Source organism: Armatimonadota bacterium, from assembly GCA_017303935.1.
Taxonomy (GTDB): domain Bacteria; phylum Armatimonadota; class Fimbriimonadia; order Fimbriimonadales; family Fimbriimonadaceae; genus JAFLBD01.
This window is the reverse complement of record JAFLBD010000001.1, coordinates 542185-560149: the sequence shown is the minus strand read 5'-3', so window position 1 is coordinate 560149 and position 17965 is coordinate 542185. Positions and strand designations below refer to the sequence as shown.

The 17965-nt window shown below is 53.2% G+C and carries 20 protein-coding genes; 2 read left to right on the top strand and 18 right to left on the bottom strand.

From position 1 onward, the window contains the following. Positions 1-12: 12 nt before the first annotated feature. Positions 13-585, top strand: coding sequence for an orotate phosphoribosyltransferase (locus J0L72_02655; GenBank protein ID MBN8689675.1), 573 nt, complete (start codon positions 13-15; stop codon positions 583-585). Here the strand turns inward: J0L72_02655 and recO are convergent. The 8 genes from recO to glmU form a co-directional block, all read right to left on the bottom strand. Next, the gene (gene recO, locus J0L72_02650) at positions 569-1309 is read right to left on the bottom strand and encodes a DNA repair protein RecO (protein ID MBN8689674.1); all 741 of its coding nucleotides are present in this window, start codon (positions 1307-1309) and stop codon (positions 569-571) included. The genes J0L72_02655 and recO overlap by 17 nt on opposite strands. A gap of 75 nt (positions 1310-1384) precedes the next feature. After that, a complete protein-coding gene (locus tag J0L72_02645; GenBank protein MBN8689673.1) occupies positions 1385-2281 on the bottom strand; it encodes a hypothetical protein in 897 nt (298 codons plus the stop codon). A 5-nt stretch (positions 2282-2286) separates the two neighbouring features. Then, positions 2287-3243 (bottom strand): hypothetical protein, encoded by a 957-nt coding sequence (locus tag J0L72_02640; GenBank protein ID MBN8689672.1) that lies wholly within the window; start codon positions 3241-3243, stop codon positions 2287-2289. Further along, a complete protein-coding gene (locus J0L72_02635) occupies positions 3243-4136 on the bottom strand; it encodes a hypothetical protein (protein ID MBN8689671.1) in 894 nt (297 codons plus the stop codon). The genes J0L72_02640 and J0L72_02635 overlap by 1 nt, the downstream gene beginning before the upstream one ends. A 14-nt stretch (positions 4137-4150) precedes the next feature. Then, the gene (locus tag J0L72_02630; GenBank protein MBN8689670.1) at positions 4151-5134 is read right to left on the bottom strand and encodes a hypothetical protein; all 984 of its coding nucleotides are present in this window, start codon (positions 5132-5134) and stop codon (positions 4151-4153) included. Further along, entirely contained in the window at positions 5135-5464 is a 330-nt protein-coding gene (locus J0L72_02625; GenBank protein MBN8689669.1) for a hypothetical protein, read from the bottom strand. Between the two features lie 399 nt (positions 5465-5863). Beyond that, positions 5864-6868 carry a ribose-phosphate pyrophosphokinase gene (locus tag J0L72_02620; GenBank protein ID MBN8689668.1) on the bottom strand — a complete coding sequence of 335 codons (1005 nt, stop codon included), beginning with the start codon at positions 6866-6868 and terminating at the stop codon, positions 5864-5866. After that, the gene (gene glmU, locus J0L72_02615; GenBank protein MBN8689667.1) at positions 6832-8211 is read right to left on the bottom strand and encodes a bifunctional UDP-N-acetylglucosamine diphosphorylase/glucosamine-1-phosphate N-acetyltransferase GlmU; all 1380 of its coding nucleotides are present in this window, start codon (positions 8209-8211) and stop codon (positions 6832-6834) included. Before glmU ends, J0L72_02620 begins: the two co-directional genes overlap by 37 nt. 86 nt (positions 8212-8297) lie before the next feature. Between glmU and upp the strand changes: the two genes are divergently transcribed. Continuing rightward, positions 8298-8918: a uracil phosphoribosyltransferase gene (gene upp / locus J0L72_02610; protein ID MBN8689666.1), complete on the top strand. Its 621-nt coding sequence runs from the start codon at positions 8298-8300 to the stop codon at positions 8916-8918. A 6-nt stretch (positions 8919-8924) separates the two neighbouring features. On the opposite strand, the gene J0L72_02605 is transcribed toward upp, so the two are convergent. From J0L72_02605 to J0L72_02560, 10 genes are all read right to left on the bottom strand, one after another. After that, positions 8925-9062, bottom strand: coding sequence for a cation-transporting ATPase (locus tag J0L72_02605; protein ID MBN8689665.1), 138 nt, complete (start codon positions 9060-9062; stop codon positions 8925-8927). Between the two features lie 205 nt (positions 9063-9267). Continuing rightward, the gene (locus tag J0L72_02600; GenBank protein MBN8689664.1) at positions 9268-9843 is read right to left on the bottom strand and encodes a hypothetical protein; all 576 of its coding nucleotides are present in this window, start codon (positions 9841-9843) and stop codon (positions 9268-9270) included. 6 nt (positions 9844-9849) lie between these two features. Then, the gene (locus tag J0L72_02595; protein ID MBN8689663.1) at positions 9850-10119 is read right to left on the bottom strand and encodes a DUF167 domain-containing protein; all 270 of its coding nucleotides are present in this window, start codon (positions 10117-10119) and stop codon (positions 9850-9852) included. A 25-nt stretch (positions 10120-10144) separates the two neighbouring features. Further along, a complete protein-coding gene (locus tag J0L72_02590; GenBank protein MBN8689662.1) occupies positions 10145-10705 on the bottom strand; it encodes a hypothetical protein in 561 nt (186 codons plus the stop codon). Then, positions 10702-12165, bottom strand: a complete 1464-nt coding sequence (gene gatB, locus J0L72_02585; GenBank protein MBN8689661.1) for an Asp-tRNA(Asn)/Glu-tRNA(Gln) amidotransferase subunit GatB — start codon at positions 12163-12165, stop codon at positions 10702-10704. Before gatB ends, J0L72_02590 begins: the two co-directional genes overlap by 4 nt. Before the next feature lie 18 nt (positions 12166-12183). Next, positions 12184-12636 (bottom strand): D-tyrosyl-tRNA(Tyr) deacylase, encoded by a 453-nt coding sequence (locus J0L72_02580; protein ID MBN8689660.1) that lies wholly within the window; start codon positions 12634-12636, stop codon positions 12184-12186. Further along, positions 12633-14843, bottom strand: a complete 2211-nt coding sequence (locus J0L72_02575; GenBank protein MBN8689659.1) for a bifunctional (p)ppGpp synthetase/guanosine-3',5'-bis(diphosphate) 3'-pyrophosphohydrolase — start codon at positions 14841-14843, stop codon at positions 12633-12635. Before J0L72_02575 ends, J0L72_02580 begins: the two co-directional genes overlap by 4 nt. 95 nt (positions 14844-14938) lie before the next feature. Beyond that, a complete protein-coding gene (pstA, locus tag J0L72_02570; GenBank protein MBN8689658.1) occupies positions 14939-15808 on the bottom strand; it encodes a phosphate ABC transporter permease PstA in 870 nt (289 codons plus the stop codon). Further along, the gene (gene pstC, locus J0L72_02565) at positions 15795-16727 is read right to left on the bottom strand and encodes a phosphate ABC transporter permease subunit PstC (protein MBN8689657.1); all 933 of its coding nucleotides are present in this window, start codon (positions 16725-16727) and stop codon (positions 15795-15797) included. The genes pstA and pstC overlap by 14 nt, the downstream gene beginning before the upstream one ends. 18 nt (positions 16728-16745) lie before the next feature. Then, positions 16746-17789: a PstS family phosphate ABC transporter substrate-binding protein gene (locus J0L72_02560; protein ID MBN8689656.1), complete on the bottom strand. Its 1044-nt coding sequence runs from the start codon at positions 17787-17789 to the stop codon at positions 16746-16748. Positions 17790-17965 lie beyond the last annotated feature (176 nt).

Genomic DNA, 17965 nt, shown 5'->3' with positions numbered 1-17965 from the left:
AAAGGCAAAGTGATGGATTTAGGGCAGGTTTTGTTGGATTCGGGTGCGATGTTGAAGGGGCATTTTTTGCTCACCAGTGGCAGGCATAGCGATACCTACATCGAGAAGTTTCGAGTTCTCGAACAGCCGAAAGTGCTCACCGCACTTTGCCAGGCGATCGCGGATCATTTCTCAGGAAAAGGGATCACACACGTCGCTGGCCCAACGACGGGTGGGATCATCATCGCTTTTGAGGTGGCACGCTTGATGGGACTGGACGCGATCTATGTCGAAACCGAAAACGGCAAGAAGGTGCTCCGGCGAGGCAAAACTCTCGAGCCCGGCACAAAAGTCCTAGTGGTCGATGATGTCCTCACTACCGGAACCAGTATTTTCGAAGTGATCGAAACCCTGCGCGGGCAAGGCGCTACGATTGAGGGTGTTGGAGTTCTCATTTCCAGGGCGCCAAAACCTATCGATTTCGGTGCTCCACTCTTTGCCTCGTTCCATGTGGAAGCGGTCAGCTACGCGCCGAATGAAGTCCCGGAGAGCTTGGCCCAGATTCCAATCACAAAGCCGGGCACGCGAGTTACTGCAACTCCGTGAGGTGATGCGCCAGTGCCTCGCGAGCCGGGAGGTTTTTGTGGGCGTGATGGTACCAAAACGCACTGAGCACGCCAAACGACGCTAATGCGGCTTTGAATGCCAATGGCGGGCGGTCTAGTTTGGAAAGCTTTGCCAGCCCGATCAATATCTCCGCGTCAACCAATTGTCTGTCAGAGAACTCGTTGGAGTGCGCCGAGTCGATATGCCCACCGGCCATCGCCGAAATCCATGCCGGATTCTCGACGAGTCGATGTCCATCCAAGACGCAGTGATCAAAACTCGGGAGAATCCCTTCGATGCTCATGAAAATGAGTTCAGACCACAGCAGCGCGACAAGCGGCTTCACATGGAGTTCTAGTGCCTTTAGTGCAATCCAGGCATGCTGGAAGAGCTCGGCGTTGACCTGATCGATCTGTGCGAAGGCATGGAGCAACTCGACAAAGCTCATCGCCATGGTTAACCGGGTGTAATCGGTCCTCAGTCCTGGAAAAGAAGTCAGCGGCTGCGCCTGTGTGATGAATGAGCGATGCTTGCCTGCCGCAATCGCGAACGAGCAAACCGACAGGGGCTCCGTGACCCCAGACAACCGCGAATTGCCCTTGCGGGCTCCTTTCGCAATCACCTCCATCCGGCCGTGCTCCTCGGTGAGCAGGCTCAACTTTCGGTCCGATTCACCCGCATCCCAGCGCCGTAGTACGATGCCAGTGATGTTGGATTCGCTCATGTTTCGGTGACCATACCAAAGACGAATCCCCGCGACCAAAACGGCGCGGGGATTCGGTTCTTTTCTGAGGCTAGATTAGCGACTGAAAAGGGTTGGGATTCCGTCTCTCAGGAATTCTACGAGAACAAACTGCAACCGGTCGATGAGTAGCGCGAACCGCGTCATGACCGTGCTGCCAAAGATGGCACCGAAGCCAACCATGATTAGCCAGCGCCCCAGCCGCGTGAAGCCGCTGATGAGTTTCCCTTCTTGCTTGAAGCTGAAGAGGAAGTAGCTGAGCACCGAAAGAAGCGTGACCAAGTAGATCACGTTGTTGATCGCCTGCGAGAAATAGATCTCACTGTTGATCTTGCCAAGCACTGCGGCAATGACTCCCTTAACTTGGTCCACCGTCAGCCCGTTGTTTTGTGCCAGTGCGATGATGTCCGACTGTTTCAGTTGTGCGTTCTGCGCAATCGTGCTCACAAACTGAGCAGGCACCCCTGTTCCAGTCGCAATTTCATTGATCGAATTCTGCGATAGCTGAATACCGTTTGGAACGAAGAACGAACTTGTAGTAGTCGGCAGAACTGGCCGCATCGAATCTTGGATTTGCGGGCCGTACTCGCCCCAGAACACCTGGAGTTGTTGTCCACCCGAGAAGCCAAGAATGATTCCAATCGGGATTCGGCTCATCCAGTTATGCTTCTTGCTGAACACCATGTAACCCATGATGCCAACAGGAATCAACAGAGCGTACAGGAAGAACCCTGGTACACCCGGCGCACCGTCTTTGGCAGGAGTCCCCATGAGCGGCTTCCAGAAGCTTGCTTCCAGAGTTTCCGTCCACAAGGCGACCATAGCAAATCCGACCGCGAGACCGATATAGATATGCTCCACCATCCGGTAGAACTTGTTTTCACGGTACAGAACACTGTACAAACCAAGGGTTAAGAGAACCCCAATGAGAAGTTTTCCGAATTCAAATGACATGGCTGTTAGTTAGCCCCTTTGTTTTGTCGCTTTTGCAGGTAGAGCCCGATGTTTCCGAGCACAACTGCAAGGATCAGCAGAAAGAGCGCAGCGTGGAGCGAAGCAAAGTACCTCATGCCACGACCGAACGGCTCAAGCTTTGGATCGATTGGTTCGATCTTGCCATTGAGCTGTTCCGCCTTAACGAAAGGCTCCTTGTCTCCATCTGAGTAGTTGACGCCCTTGGCCATCATCGTTTCGAGTTCCACCACACCGCGCAAACCGACTGAAAGTCCAGCAATCTGCTTAGCAGCGTAGTAGTTCATCGCTTCTGGCCCCATCACACCGGTCACCATCGAACCAATCTTCGTTTTCGATCCAATTCGTTGAACGATGTACTTCAGTGTTCCACTCGCCGAAATGTTGATCACCATCGCGATGTCTTCTACCTTTCGGATGTCCTTGAGCACAGGCGACTTGTAAACATCCTCCATTTGACGGGTCGCCGGGTTGTTTGCCGTCTTCCCGGTGAACGCGTTACGTGGGTTGCTCTTGATCGCATTGTAAAGCGCTTCGATGTCGGGATAGAATCCAACGTCCACATAGTCTTCCCACGGCTTGAACGGTTCAAGACCGGCCGCAACAAGCTGCTTATTGACGTTGGTGATCGTGTTTCTTGCCACTTGAGGAGCCTGAGCATCCGAGCAGGAATAGAGCACGAATTTGACGTTTCGCAACCGAAGCAGCTTGAGCAGAGCTTCGAGTTGACCGGCGTTCTCACCACGTGTAGAAACGGTCCAGTCTGATTCCAAGAAGACAGTTGAACCTTCGGGCAACTTGTTGTAAGCGATGTACAGATCTTCAGTATTCGAAGCTGTGATCGTCGGCACCTCAATCTTGAGGAACAACAATGGAAGGCCGATGGCGATGACCAACAAGAGGTACATCACAAACCGGTTGATATTCATCAGTTTGTAGATCATCAGTTTCCACCACCCTTTTCAAGGCTCAGCCAAAGTCGAAGTCCCATCGAGAGCGCACCGATTCCAATGCCCCATTCGAGAGCGCGGATGCCGGGACCTTGAATGTTTGTCTGAATCCAAGCCCGAATGTTTGCGAGTGCAAAGTTGTTCAGGAAGTGCCCAGGATCACCACCAGTGATACCGTTGATCATGTTGGTCGAGGCAAATTCAACTGCCCCCATGAGCGAAAGCATCACGATCAGTGCGGTGCCGAGTAGCACCGTCGATTCGATTGAGCGAATGCGGAATGCGCGATAGGCGGCAACCAGGATGAAGAACGCAATGATCGAGAACATTGCTGCGTCCATCGCTTGGAGCATGCCATCAAACAGGAAGTCCGTCGCAAATTGAGTTCTTCCCCACTTGTTTGGATCGGCGAGGTCTGGATTGCGCAGAACTTCGTTGTAGTTCATGTAACCCACGGTGACCATGGAGAACATGGCGACCAGAAGGACAACGCTGAATACCCAGTCTTTCTGTTGCTTGACGAGCCTAGTCGTGTGCATTCTGAGGACTGAGAAAACACCTAATCCTAAGAGCAACGCGTTGAGCGTTTGAGAAATATTGCTCACGACCGGAATTCCATCGGCGAGCCGCATACCGAAATTCTCCATCGCGTTGCGTGGGATTTCGTTCGGGCCGAGTTCGACGGGGGCCGGGAACAACCAGACCAAAATCCAGAAGAAACCGGACAGGAAGGTTGCTGCAACGACAATCGGTCGTCGTAGCCGGTACGGCGCGTACATCAAGCCGACCATAACTGCAAATCCAACTAAGAGAGTGACCAGGACCGCTATCTTTAGCTGTTGCGACTCGGCTGGCAAAAAGATGCCGGCAGGTGGTTCAGCTTGCATCAAGAAATTCAACATTAAACGCTACCTCCTTCAGCTGGTGCTGCTTCCTCTTCCTTCGGTGGTCGCTCTTGGCGCGTTGGCTTTGGTGGAGCTTCAGGAGTGAAAATCCTGTACGTGGTCAATTCATCAGCTCTCTTTGTTCGAGGCTCAGTCAGCTGAGTCACCGTTTCCTTTCGCGCGGTGCCAGCAGACATCCCTGGATCGACCTTAAGAGGAACCATCTCAACGACCTTTTCCTCTTTTTGCTTTACAGCGCTGAGTTCGAATGAGTTCATCGCCGAACCTAGAACAACTGACGCCATCATCGCTACCTTGATCCAGTCTTGGCCAACGAGCGATCCGACCAGCACCGGTTCTCGGCTCAAGTACGCCGACGCGGCGTAGAATTCGTCGGAAATCAAAACGTAGTCGCAGGCGGCAATAAAGAATGGTGTTTGGGTGTTCTGCACCGATCCAGCAACCTGAATCGCTCCAACGCTGTTCGCGGTTTCGGCAAAGATTAGAGATTCTGCAAAGAACTCACCAAGTAAGAACGCGGCTGCGACCTTTTCGCGGTGAATCATTCCAGAAACAGCGGTCGCGAATGCAAATTGGCGGTCCGAAAGGAACTGCACCGAATCCGAATGGAACCGGTCAGGATAACCTTCGCGGGTGTACACGTCGCTGATAATTTCTTGAGCAACCGTGTAGACCGGAGCGTTTCCGCAGCACAATCGGATCGGTGTTCCGAATCTCGCGGCAGTTCCAGTGACGTGAGCAAAAATGTTGAGCGCTTGAATCGAAACCGCGTTGAGCGGGCCGAGGCCGGGAACCATCAGAACTGGGCGGCCCATTTCTGTTGCGCGGCCAATTGCCTCGTCGATTGCGTTCAATCCGGGAATTCGGCGAATGTACAAGCTACCGCTCGTCTTCTTCGCGCGCTGGATGTTATAGAGCACAAAGCCCACCAACATGATGGTGAACACGATGCTTATCCAACCTGTATCGTAATATTGCATTTAACTTGTCATCTCCTCTCCGAGCGACTTCGGTGATCGATCCCTCTCCGCAGCTTGTTTCTCAATCTCCGTGAGCAGGCGTTCGATATTATCCCGTTTAGCAAGCAGACGTGTCAGGTCGTTGAAAAGATCGAACCCAATAAAGGGCGCGACAAATCCAATCGTTGCCAACGCAAAGTGCGCGGTCACATTCGCGACCGGCTTCTGCATCTCCAGAGCAAGGATGGCGGGCACTTCAAGGCGCCGCTTCGTGATCTCGTGAGCGATTTTCGTCGTCAACGTGACCACTTCCTCCTCCGTCAGTTCCTCCTTCCAGAGTTCTCTTGACATCGTCTAGTTGTTCGCGAATTTTAGCCAAAACCAGCTCTCGATTGTTGGCAAAACGAATATAAACCCCGCGAAATGGTTCCATTCGGTGCGATTTCTCGAATGGTGATAGCTTTACGCCATCCGAGTCCTCAAAAGTTCGCTTGATTTGCGTCCACTCCATGGACGAAATAGACAGCAAACATCGGCTCTCAATCTTTTTGTTTGTCACCGCATAGTGGATTGGAAAGAACAGCTCTGCGCTGCTCACAATCACGAGTGCAAACCCGATGAGGCCGTAGATGAATCCGAGTCCGGGAATAATCGATCCAACAATTCCGGCAAAGCATGCTACCAAGAGCACGATGTACCGCTTTCTTGGATCAGAATCCCCGAGTCGGACCGACCACCTGATTTCCTCGGTTATCTCCACTGCTTGAACAGCGTGCTCACCGACTCATTCATGTGAATTCGCCGAATTGCCTCACCCAAAAGTGGTGCGCACGGCAAGATCGTCAGCTTAGGGAACATCCTTTGCTTGGAAATCGGCAGCGTGTCTGTCACCACAACGCGGTTTACGACGCTGTCCTGTAGTCTCTGGCTGGCGTTTCCGCTAAACACGGCATGAGTGGCACACACGACAACCTCGGTGGCCCCGCGCTTCATGAGTGCCTCTGCACCATGAATCACACTGCCTCCGGTGTCGATCATGTCGTCAATCATCACGCAACGCTTGCCACTGACATCACCGATAATCTCCACGATATCCACCTTGTTAGGTTCCGGACGCCGCTTTGCAATGATTGCCAGGCTCGCCTTGAGCATTTCAGCAAGGCTCCTGGCTCGCGGCACGCCGCCCACATCAGGGGACACCACGACCGTGTTTTCGTCGTTGGCGAATCCTTCGTTAATCAAAAATTCGCCAAGGATCGGGCCAGCGTAGAGGTGATCCACCGGGATATCGAAGAATCCTTGAATTTGCTCGGCGTGGAGGTCCACCGCGACGACTCGCATCGCGCCTGCTTGGGTGATCAGATCCGCGCAAAGCCTCGCTGTGATCGGCTCGCGCGGCTTGATTTTCTTATCTTGCCGAGCATAGCCGTAGTACGGCATGACAACAGTGATGCGACTTGCACTTGCGCGCCGGAAGGCATCCAGCATGATCAGCAACTCCATCAAATTGTCGTTTGCTGGTTCGCAGGTCGGTTGAAGAATGAAGACGTCGTTCCCGCGGGCACTTTCTTCGATCATCACGCGAATTTCACCATCACTGAACTGGGTGATGGTCATCGCACCGACATCGATGCCGAGGTAGTCGGCTACGCGCTGCCCGAGTTCCGGGTTTGCGTTGCCCACAAACAGTTTCATCCCGCTTAAATCAGCCGGCTCATTCAAGATTGATTTTTCTCCCGCCACCGCTTGGCCCATTCTGTTTTCTCCACTTGTTGTGCTCGCCCCAGTGCGAGCGCATCTGCGCTCACATCCTTCGTTATGACACTTCCAGCCGCAATGAACACCCCATCCTGGAGTGTTACCGGAGCGACCAATGTAGAATTTGAGCCGACGAAGCAATAAGAGCCGATAGTCGTTTCGTGCTTTCTAAAGCCGTCGTAATTGCAGGTGATGGTTCCGGCACCGATATTCGTTTTTGTGCCGATTGTCGCATCGCCGATGTATGAGAGATGGTTGACTTGTGCGCCATCGCCAATGATGCTCTTCTTCACCTCGACAAAGTTGCCAATTTTTACTCGTTCGCCGAGCTGCGCGCCAGGTCGGAGGTGTGCAAACGGTCCGCATCGGCTGCCGTCCGCCATCGAAGCCGCCTTCAAATAACTCATGAGCACTTCGACATTGTCACCGATCTGACTCGATTGAATCTTGGTTTGCGGCCCGATCACGCAATTGGCACCGATCGTTGTGGCACCTGCGAGCGAGGTCATCGGCTCAATCACGGTATCTTGTCCGATCTTCACATCGGCTTCGATAAAAGTCGTGCTCGGGTCAACGATGGTCACGCCATTCAAAGCGTGGTGGCGGAGGATTCTGGTCTGGAAGATTTTTCCCGCTTGAGCAAGGCTCCATCGGTCATTGACGCCCATAAAAAGGTCGGGATCGGAATACTCAACAACGGCTATCACCCCCCCCATCTTGACGATTTCGCTGAGTACATCGGTAAGGTAGTACTCGCCCTGAGCGTTCGCTGTGCCCAATCTTGGCAAGAGCGCAAAAAGCGTCTTCGAGTCAAAACAATAAACGCTTGAATTAACCAAGTTCACCTTGGCTTCTTCGGTGCTGCAATCTTTCTGCTCGACGATTCTAAGAGGGCGCCCCATCGCGTCGGTGATCACCCGGCCGTAACCTGTTGGATCGGACAGGCGAAAGGCGGCAACCGTGCACAATGCGCCGGTTTCTCTGTGCTTTGCTACCAGCGACGAAAGCGCCTCGCCATCCAACAGCGGTGTGTCGCCAGGGGCGACAAGGACGCATCCTTCATACGAAGCCAGCGCTTCTTTGGCCATGAGGACCGCATGCCCGGTTCCGAGTTGTTCGGATTGCGTGGCGAATGCGTAGGTATGAGAATCCAGCGATTCTTTGACCTTTTCTGCGCCATGACCCACGATCACGACGGGCCGATTTACCCCTGCTTTTTGCATCGCTCGGCCCACGTGCTCCACCATCGGAAGCCCGCAAACCAGGTGCAAAACCTTTGGGGTTTCGGACTTCATGCGGGTACCTTGCCCCGCCGCCATGATGATGCCAGCCAGCGCCATAGAGTGCGCCTGTAAGTTACCCGAAATGGCGAACTCGGCATTTCTCCAAATGGCTAAAATTGCCCGAATCTTGTCACAATGATTCTATGGCACTTCACGTCGTGGATCATCCGCTTGCTAGGCACCTTCTCACCACCCTTCGCGATGTGGAATGTGAGCCTCAAAGATTCCGAATTGCGGCGAGGACGCTCAGTACAATTTTGATTTTGGAAGCGACTCGGTCGATGAAACTGACCGAGCGAAAGGTGCGGACACCGCTTGAAGAAATGACCGATGCCAGCCTTGGTCAAGGTTTGGCCGTCGTTCCGGTACTTCGGGCGGGGCTTAGCATGCTCGAACCCGCTTTGGAGATTTTCCCGGACGTCGCGGTCGGCTATATCGGCCTTGAGCGAAACGAGCGGACAGCCGTTGCACACAGTTACTACTGCAAGCTTCCGGTGCTCAAAGGAAAATTCACACTATGCCTCGACCCGATGCTGGCGACCGGTGGCAGCGCATCCCAAGCGATAACGCTGCTCAAGGAATCCGGCGCGGACAAAATTGTGATGGTGAGCGTGATTTCAGCCCCGGACGGAGTGGAAACTCTCCAGAACGACCATCCAGAGGTGGAAGTTTATACGGCGGCGTTGGACCGCGAGTTGAATATCATGAAATACATCGTTCCGGGCCTTGGAGATTTTGGCGACCGATTGTATGGAACGATGTAGCGCCAGTTAGTTCTTGGCGATCGCGTACTTTGAAGGATCCTTCTTGAACATGCCTGGGCATGATTGGCAGCAGAAGATGTACTTGACACCATCCTTCTCGGCAAACGGATATTCCTTCTCGTCGCCAACCACTGGTTGGTGCATCACGACACAGTAGGCCTTTCCGGCGGCGTCGCGAACGACGCCGTCGGAGGCTACTTTGATATCGGTTGGGGCAGCACTTCGGCCACCTGCTCCGCCTGCACCACCTTTTTCAGATGGTGGAGTGCTCGAGTCACAACCAGCAACAAAAATCGCGGCGATGGCCGCAACGAGGAGTAGTCCACGCTTCATGACGTTAGACTATACGTTAGTCCGATGCCAAATTGACACAGATTTCTTCGATCCATTCGCGAAAAGGTGAAATTTTGTTGGCATCTAGCAGTTCATGAGGCGAATCATCGTCATGAATCCAGCGCAAAATCTGGTGCGGCATCTCGTCTAGAGCGTCCTCTTCCAAGAATCCGGGCCACGGTCCCCATTCTCGCATTCGCATGTCATCGTAATCGTCCGTCAAGTTGATCACGCTCACTGCGTCGTTTGCCTGACTCAGAACCGCATCGGCAAAACCCTTCTTCTCGGGGAAATCGGGGTGGTGCTTGGTCCACAACTCTTCCCCTGGATAGTCTGGGCAGAAAATGACTCCGTGCGCGCCAGCCAATGCCTCGCAATAATCTTCAAAAACTCCGAGGATGTGTACCGAATCGGTGACATTGAAGAGCGCTTTTGCCAAGAGCCCGATCAGCTCGGCAATCTCATGGTTTGGGTCATAGAGCCGAATCGCCAGGGGTCGTTCGCCGAAGTACTGGGCAATCGTGGCCATCAGCGGTGGGCCAACCTCCAGGTTTCCCACGCCGATAATGGCGATATGTACTTCGTCTACCATGTCGGTCTATTCACTCAGCGAACTCAGAATCAGCAACAACGCATCCGGCTCAATAGATTCCAGGAGCAACCGCTTGTCGCGAGATTTGTGCCCTGCGTCTATCTGGATTGACGATTTTGGGATGTGAAAAGCCTTGCTTATCGCGTGAATTACGGCGTCGTTCGCCTCGCCGTCGACGGGCGGGCTTGTTGTGTACACCTTGAGCAGTTCGCCGTTCCAAGACAGACGATTGCTGGATGCTCTCGGCTGGACACGAATCGTAAGTACGGAAGGCATTATGCGCCCAACTCTGAAGGGAGCATTAGGCTGCTTCGAGTTTTTGCTTTACGCGGTCGCGATTCTTTTTGGCTGCGAGATCCGATGGATTCAATGCTAAGTACTTGTTCCAAATTCTCAAGCAATCGCCCAGCATGCCCATCTTTTCATAGCTGTGGGCCAGAATTCTGTACATGTTTGGGTGCGGATTCTTGGCTAATGCGGGCTCCACCAACGGTGGAACCTTGGCGTACGCCTTTCGCATGAAATAGTACTGGGCCTCAGGAAGTGCAGCGTCCGGATCAGTTAAGTTGTCCTTTCGATAGCGAATATAGATCGCAAGCGCTTCGTTGTGGCGATCGGTGCTTTCGAGCAACCAACCTAGGTTCGTTGCGAGTTCGTAGTCGTGCTGATCAATCTCGTACTGAAAATACAGCAATTGGATACACCGAGGGAAATCGGTGCCGTGAAACCACACATCAACCTGCTCCGACATGGCGTCGTGAGCAGCGAACATGATGTCCTGTTCCCTCTCATCTGCAGACTGCGCACTGGCGGTCGCCACCAGCGTCAGTCCGAGAGCTATCCCAAATAACCAATTTTTCATTGCTCTCCTAGTACATTCCGCATTATCTCCTGAACCATCTGCGGATTTGCTCTTCCCTGGGTCTTTTTCATAGATTGACCCACTAAAAAGCCGAAAACGTTCTCTTGTCCGGCCTTAAATTTCTCGACAACTGCTGCATTTTCGGCGATGACTTCTCGAACAATCTTCTCAATCGCTCCATCATCGCTGATCTGAGTCAAGCCCATGGCTTGCACGACATCACCAGGCTTGCTACCTTTTTCAAACATTTCGACAAAAACTTGCTTACCGATGTTGCCGCTGATGGTGCCTTTCTGAATCAGCCCGATCAGCTCCAAAATCATCTCTGGTGTGACCTTCGATTTTTCTCGATCGCTATGCGGATTTACGGTTTGTCCAGATTCATTCAGCATCCGAGCAAACTCGCCATTCATCCAATTGCAAACGGCCTTTGGCTCGCCGCCGAGCCTGACGCAAGTTTCGAAATACTCGGCCCACTCTTTTTCTGCAACCAAAACTCCAGCATCGTATGCTGAAAGTTCGAACTCAGCCTGATATCGCTGCTGCTTAGCAAGAGGGAGCTCCGGCAGGTTTCGTCGCTCTTCTTCGATCAGTTCGTCGCTGAAGTGCATCGGGACCAGGTCTGGATCGGGGAAATAGCGATAGTCGTTTTCGCTTTCCTTAATTCGCATGACGTAGCTCGCTTCGCTGCCTTCATTCCAGCCGCGAGTCTCTTGGAGCACTTGCCCACCTTGTTCGATCACGGCAATCTGGCGACGTCGCTCAAATTCCACGCCAAGTTGAACGCTGCGGAAGCTGTTCAGATTCTTGAGTTCAGTCTTGGTTCCGAACTTTTCCGCGCCTTCCAATCGGACGCTGATGTTTGGCTCGCAGCGCATGCTGCCTTCGGCCATCTTGCCGTTACAAACTCCCAAGAAAATGAGCAACTGACGCAACTGAACCAAATACTCTTTGGCATCATCTGCGTTGTCAACATCGGGCGGGAAATCGGTGACGATTTCCATTAGCGGTACTCCGGATCGATTGTAATCAATGCCGCTACCCGAACCCGGAATGTGCATGAGTTTTCCAGTGTCTTCTTCGAGGTGAACCCGCCGAATCTTGATTCGTTTGGAGCCGCCAGCTGAAGGAATATCGAGGTAGCCGTTGTAACCAATCGGGTTTGTATCGCCGTACTGGCTGATCTGATAACCCTTTGAAAGGTCTGGATAGAAGTAGTTTTTGCGATGGAAAATTGAATCTTTCGCGATGGTGCAGTTGAGCGCAAGTGCCGTGCGAAGAACCATTAGTACGGCTTCTCGGTTGGGCACTGGAAGCGCACCAGGCATGCCTAGACACACCGGGCAAACGCGCGTATTGGGCTCCCCGCCAAACGCCACCGCGCAACGGCAGAACATTTTGGACTTTGTTTCCAATTCGGCATGAACCTCTAACCCCACACTCAGCACGTAATTCGACATGAAATTCCAGTTTACTTTCTAACCCTCAACGATGACCGTGACCGGGCCGTCATTGATGCTGCTGACCTGCATATCGGCGCCGAACTCACCGGTCTCTACCTTCAATTTGTGGACTGCCATTAGCTCCTCGACGAACTTCTCGAAGAGCTCTTTCCCGTAATCGTACTTTGCCGACTCTGTAAAGCTCGGGCGTCGATTCTTGGAAGTTTCGCCATAAACCGTGAAGTTGCTCACCGCGAGGATTTGGGATTCGTCGGTCACTGGCAAATCGCCGAGTGACAGGTTCATCTTTCCGTCGAAGTCGTTGAAGATCCGAATGTTGGCGATCCGATGCGCGAGCTTTGATGTATTCTCAGCAGTGTCGGATTGATGCACCCCGACCAGGAGTAGCAGGCCTGTGCCACACCGCCCGATGACTTCACCAGATACCGAGACCTGCGCCTGTAGAACGCGCGTAACGATGGCTCTCATTTTGCACCCGTCCGACCGTGAACTCGCAAAATGCCGAAAACGTCCTGAAGTCCCGCAACTTTGTTCATCGTCGCGTTGAGGTGATCGAGATCGCGGACTTCAATCGAAACATCCCATTCAAAAGTGCCGTTCTTGAGCGGCTTAACATGAAGACCCACAATGTTCGCTTTGGATTCGCTCATCAACATGCTAACTTCGGCGAGAAGTCCCGTGCGCTCAAGCGTGATAATGCGCAAGTTCACTCGGTACACGTTTTCGCCGTCCGATTCCCACACCATCGGAATCATTCGCTCGGCTTCCGTATGCGAATAATTGAGCGCGTTTGAGCACACCGTGCGGTGGATCATCACCCCCCGACCACGCGTGACGTAACCGACGACATCTTCTCCAGGAACAGGGTCGCAACATTTCGCGCGCCGCATGCTGATCTTGTCCAGCCCTCCAGCAACGTGCATCGCACCTGTCTCGCGAGACTTCTGGACATGGCTTGTTGGGGTTTTTGGAATCGTGCCGCGGAGTTTAGTGACCACGTTCTGAACAGATGCCAGGCCCTCACCAATTTTTGCGAAGACATCTTCTCCGTTTTTGCAATCTTTGATCTGCGCAGAGACGATATTGAGCGGTTCACCAAGCACTGCTTTCGGGTCGATGCCGATGCTCCGGAGTTCACGCTCGAGCGCTTCTCTACCTCGGGCTACGCTCACTTCGCGGAGTTGGGACCTGAAATAGCCTCGAAGTTTGCTCTTTGCGCTAGCGGACTGAACAAATTCCAACCAGTCCATCGACGGCGTTGCGTTGTTGCGAGTGATGAGTTCGACCACATCGCCGTTCTGCAAACGGTGGCTCAGGGGCGCGATCACACCGTTGACTTTGCTGCCAATCAGCCGCAGGCCAAGGTTAGTGTGTACGCGAAAAGCAAAATCAACCGGAGTCGAGTTTGCCGGCAGGTCCACAACGTCCCCTTTCGGAGTGAAAACGAAAACTTGCTCGCTAAACACCTCGGAGCTAAGGTTCCGCAAGAAGTCGGAAGACGTGCGAGTGTCTGTACTCCAGTCAAAGAGCTGCTGACGAAGCTGACTAAAGCCTTGATCTCCTCCGGCTTTGCCCTCCTTGTACGCATAATGCGCGGCCACACCCATCTCGGCGATTTCGTGCATTGCCTTCGTGCGAATTTGAATCTCGAGCGGCTCGCCTCGTGGTCCGATGACCTTGATGTGCAGGCTCTGGTAGCCGTTCGATTTTGGCCGGGCGATGTAGTCTGCAAAGTGCTGCATCATCGGAGTCCAAAGTTCGTTGACGATGCCGAATGCCACATAGCAATCGGCCTTGTCGTTCACCACGATCCGCATTGCGATGAGGTCGAGAATCTCCTCGAACTTGAACCCGTACTTAACGATTTTGTTGAAAATGCTGTAGAGGTGCTTCGGTCGACCTTGGACTTCGACGACCTTAACGCCGCGGCTGATAAGCGCTTCTTTGACGGTGATGATCGCTTCACGCAGCTCTTCTTCGCGCTCGGTGCGAGTCTTTGCGACTAGCTGCTGAATCTCCGCGTATTCATGGGGATGAAGGTACTTGAAGGCCAGATCTTCAAGCTGCCATTTCATCTGCCAGATTCCGAGCCGGGCCGCGAGGGGCGCGTAGATATCGAGGGTTTCGCTGCTGATGCGGATGCGCTTATCTTGCGGTTGACCATCGAGCGTGCGCATGTTGTGGAGGCGATCCGCGAGTTTGATCACCATCACACGGATATCTTTGGCCATCGCCAACAACATCTTGCGGAGACTTTCCGCAGCACGATGCGTTTCGGCCATCTTCCGCTGGCGTTCTGTGGTGCCGTCCGGTGCTTTGAATTTTAGTTTCGTGACCCCTTCGACGAGGTTCAGGACTTCTTCTCCAAACGGAATTTTGATCTTTTCAGGCGAGAAGTCTATATTGTCCTCAAGAGTGTCATGGAGCAGCGCAGCGCAGATCGAGTCCTCATCCATTTTGAGATCTGCGAGGATGTCCGCGACGGCCAGGGGATGGGTGATGTACGGTTCGCCGGTTAGGCGAGTTTGTCCGCTGTGTGCCTGTTCTGCCAGGTAATACGCGTACCTAATCTTGCGCAAATTGGCATCCGGCTGCTGCTCGCGAATCTTTTCTAGAAACGCATGCAGGTCCTCGGGCTCCTCCCAGGTATGCGGGATTTCGAACGGTGCTGACATGGGCGAAAGGTGGGCCTCCTTGCCATTCTCGCCGGTGAAAATTGTGCAGGAGAACTTCTATCTTACGGCAAAACGCGCGAACTTGATAGGGGGTTTTAGACCTTTCGGTACTTATTTCGGAGCACGATTGCGATCAAATTGAGCGTCAGCAGCGAGACCAGCAGGACCACGATTGCTGCTGATGCGTTTCGCTGGAAATCTGCAGTCGGCTCTTTGGACCAGTTATAGATCTGAAGCGGCATGACGGTGAAGCTACTGCTCAAGTCCTGCGGAGCTCTGCGGATAAATGCCACCGCACCCACGACGATCAATGGTGCGGTTTCCCCAATGGCTCGCGAAGCGGAAAAGATGATGCCAGTGAGAATGGTTGGAAATGCGTTGGGCAAAATTTGGCGGAATAGTGTTTGCCACTTTGTTGCGCCCAGTGCTAGTGAAGCTTCTCGGTATGCCCGCGGGACCATTCTCAGCGATTCTTGCGTGACCAAAATCACTGTTGGGAGGACCAACAAGCTCATGGTGAGAGACGCCGCCAGAATCGAATTCCCCATGCCGAGCCAGCGAACAAATACCGCCAAACCCAAGATTCCGTAGATGATCGATGGCACGCCCGCCAGGTTGGAGATGTTGGCCAATACAAAGTTCTTGAACTTGCTCGGGCGAGTGAGCTCTTCTAGGTAGATTGCTGCAGCGATCCCAAATGGCACCGAAAACAACAGTGTCAGTGCCACGATCCAGAGCGATCCCCAAAGCGCAGGGCCGACGCCCGCTTTGTCGGGGTTAGACATGCTCGGCGGCTTCACCAAAAAGTCCGGAGAAACCCGGGTGATTCCAGTGTGCATCGCACCGTACAGCACGATGAAGAGGATGATGACCCCCATCATCACGCTCACCAAACACAACCCAGCAAAGATCAGATTCTTGACCTTTCGGGCTTGCGGAACGGCGTAGCCACTATTGACCGACATCGTGTTTGCGAATCCTCCTCACGATTGCCTGGGAGGCAATGTTGCTGGCCAGGGTAATCAAGAACAACGTCATGCCCACCGCGAAAAGCGACTCATATCTTGGGCCGGAGCGTGGCACGTCGCCCGAACTGACGCTGACGATGTACGCGGTCATCGTGCCGATCGCACGGGAAAAATCGAACGCTACGGTTGGGTTCTGACCTGCTGCGAGAGTCACGGCCATCGTTTCGCCGATCGCCCGGCTGATTGCAAGAATGAAGCTCGCGACGATTCCGCTTGAGCCCGCTTTAAGAAGCACGGTCGTCGAGACCTCGGCCTTGGTCGCGCCCAATCCGTAGGCGGCTTCTCGCAGTCGAGACGGAACGTTCGAGAGCGCGTCCTCGCTCAACGAAGCGACGAGTGGCAGGATCATGATTCCGACCACGACAGCACCTGACAAGGCATTGTAGGTTTCAAACGCTGGGTTGATCGACTTTAGAAACGGTGTGACCACCGCAAGACCGAAATAGCCGTAAACGACGGTCGGAATTCCGGCGAGGAGTTCAAGCGCGGGCTTGATCAGAGCCTTGACGCCTGGCTTTGCGTATTCCGAGAGATAGATAGCGATCGCCAAACCCGCTGGTAATGCGATCAGGCTTGCGCCAAGTGCGATCATTAAAGTGCCGTTCAGAAGTGCCCAAATTCCGTACTGCGGATTCTGGAAATTCGGAGTCCACTCTTTGGCGGTGACGAATTCTCTGAACGAAACATGGGTGAAGAACTGGATCGTTTCGTAGGCCAGTGCGACAACAATTCCTACCGTCGTCAGCACCGAAACTAGGGTGGCAAAAAGGCACAGCAGGGAAAGGAACGACTCGCGGATCGCCCGGTTAGAGCGGGTCCGCGAAATCGACTTGCCTTTCGCCTGCTGGCTAATCATGGTTCGATTTTGACCGAATTAATATCCGGCTGCTGTCAAGACATCTTCGACTGGCTTGCCGCGCATTCCTTGGAAGTGCGATCCGGTTTTGCCATCAGCAAACATCTTTTGGATTCGAGTGTAGGTTTCCGACTTAAACGGTACATAACCGCTTTCCTTCACCGTAGCTTGGCCTTCGGCTCCGATGTAGAATTCGGCGAACGCCTTGACTTCTGGTCGGTCGAAAGCAGTCTTGCTGATGTAGATGAATTCTGGGCGGCTGAGCGGCTGATATTTCAGCGAAAGCACGTTGTCGAAGTTTGGTTCGACTGGACCAGAACCAGCATCAATTGGAACAGCCTTCAAAGTATCCATATTGGCTTCGTAGTAAGCGATTCCAAAGAATCCGAGGCCGCCCTTGTCTCCGCCAACACCCTTTGCGAGTTGGTTGTCATCTTCGCTGAAGCTGGCATCCTTACGCATATTGCCTTTCTTTCCAGTGATGACTTCTGTGAAGAAGTCGAATGTGCCGGAGTCTGTGCCTGGCGAATAGAGCTTGATCGGCTCGGCAGGCCATGTCGCTCGGATGTCCTTCCAAGTCTTAACGGTTGATCCTTCTTCAAAAATCTTCTTGAGTTCTGCTGTGGTCAAGTGATCAACCCAGTCGTTTTGCTTGTTGACGACCAGGGTCAATCCGTCGTATCCGATCGGAACTTCGACGTATTCCACACCCGCAGTCTTTGCGTCGGCGATTTCATCTTCTTCGATTGTCCTAGAAGCGTTCGAAATGTCCGTTTCTTTGGCGATGAACTTCTTGAATCCGCCGCCGGTACCGCTGACCGCAACGGTCACATCCACATCTGGATTGGCGTCCATGAACTTCTCGGCGACCGATGCCGTGATCTTGTACACCGTGCTGGAGCCATCAATTTTGATCGCACCCTTCAGCGCAGATGTCGCGGCTGGCTTGCCGTCTTTCTCGTCGGTCGAAGTCGTTGATGTCGTAGTCGTGCTACTGCAACCCGAGATACCCGCTAGAGTAACCGCAAAGCTGACCAGCACTGGAAAAAACCACTTGTTCATTTTTAGCTTTCCTGACGTAGTCCGTCACAGACTAGCGTACCTAGGGCAGATTCCCGGTTCCAAGACTCCAAAATTCGCCCGTTTAGGTTCAAATTGAACCTGTTAAGAGATTATTAAGATCGTGTTAACAATCTCTGGATTCCGCTGTGACAGGCTGGGAATGAGTGGTTGATTCT

Coding starts and splice junctions, on each gene's coding strand:
- J0L72_02630 (MBN8689670.1), bottom strand. CDS start 5,134: ATGCAATATTACGATACAGGTTGGATAAGCATCGTGTTCACCATCATG.
- gatB (MBN8689661.1), bottom strand. CDS start 12,165: ATGTCGAATTACGTGCTGAGTGTGGGGTTAGAGGTTCATGCCGAATTG.
- J0L72_02590 (MBN8689662.1), bottom strand. CDS start 10,705: ATGAAAAATTGGTTATTTGGGATAGCTCTCGGACTGACGCTGGTGGCG.
- J0L72_02655 (MBN8689675.1), top strand. CDS start 13: ATGGATTTAGGGCAGGTTTTGTTGGATTCGGGTGCGATGTTGAAGGGG.
- J0L72_02595 (MBN8689663.1), bottom strand. CDS start 10,119: ATGCCTTCCGTACTTACGATTCGTGTCCAGCCGAGAGCATCCAGCAAT.
- glmU (MBN8689667.1), bottom strand. CDS start 8,211: ATGGCGCTGGCTGGCATCATCATGGCGGCGGGGCAAGGTACCCGCATG.
- J0L72_02625 (MBN8689669.1), bottom strand. CDS start 5,464: ATGTCAAGAGAACTCTGGAAGGAGGAACTGACGGAGGAGGAAGTGGTC.
- J0L72_02640 (MBN8689672.1), bottom strand. CDS start 3,243: ATGATCTACAAACTGATGAATATCAACCGGTTTGTGATGTACCTCTTG.
- pstA (MBN8689658.1), bottom strand. CDS start 15,808: ATGTCGGTCAATAGTGGCTACGCCGTTCCGCAAGCCCGAAAGGTCAAG.
- J0L72_02645 (MBN8689673.1), bottom strand. CDS start 2,281: ATGTCATTTGAATTCGGAAAACTTCTCATTGGGGTTCTCTTAACCCTT.
- upp (MBN8689666.1), top strand. CDS start 8,298: ATGGCACTTCACGTCGTGGATCATCCGCTTGCTAGGCACCTTCTCACC.
- J0L72_02575 (MBN8689659.1), bottom strand. CDS start 14,843: ATGTCAGCACCGTTCGAAATCCCGCATACCTGGGAGGAGCCCGAGGAC.
- J0L72_02605 (MBN8689665.1), bottom strand. CDS start 9,062: ATGCACCAACCAGTGGTTGGCGACGAGAAGGAATATCCGTTTGCCGAG.
- J0L72_02600 (MBN8689664.1), bottom strand. CDS start 9,843: ATGGTAGACGAAGTACATATCGCCATTATCGGCGTGGGAAACCTGGAG.
- pstC (MBN8689657.1), bottom strand. CDS start 16,727: ATGATTAGCCAGCAGGCGAAAGGCAAGTCGATTTCGCGGACCCGCTCT.
- J0L72_02620 (MBN8689668.1), bottom strand. CDS start 6,868: ATGGGCCAAGCGGTGGCGGGAGAAAAATCAATCTTGAATGAGCCGGCT.
- J0L72_02580 (MBN8689660.1), bottom strand. CDS start 12,636: ATGAGAGCCATCGTTACGCGCGTTCTACAGGCGCAGGTCTCGGTATCT.
- J0L72_02635 (MBN8689671.1), bottom strand. CDS start 4,136: ATGCAAGCTGAACCACCTGCCGGCATCTTTTTGCCAGCCGAGTCGCAA.
- J0L72_02560 (MBN8689656.1), bottom strand. CDS start 17,789: ATGAACAAGTGGTTTTTTCCAGTGCTGGTCAGCTTTGCGGTTACTCTA.
- recO (MBN8689674.1), bottom strand. CDS start 1,309: ATGAGCGAATCCAACATCACTGGCATCGTACTACGGCGCTGGGATGCG.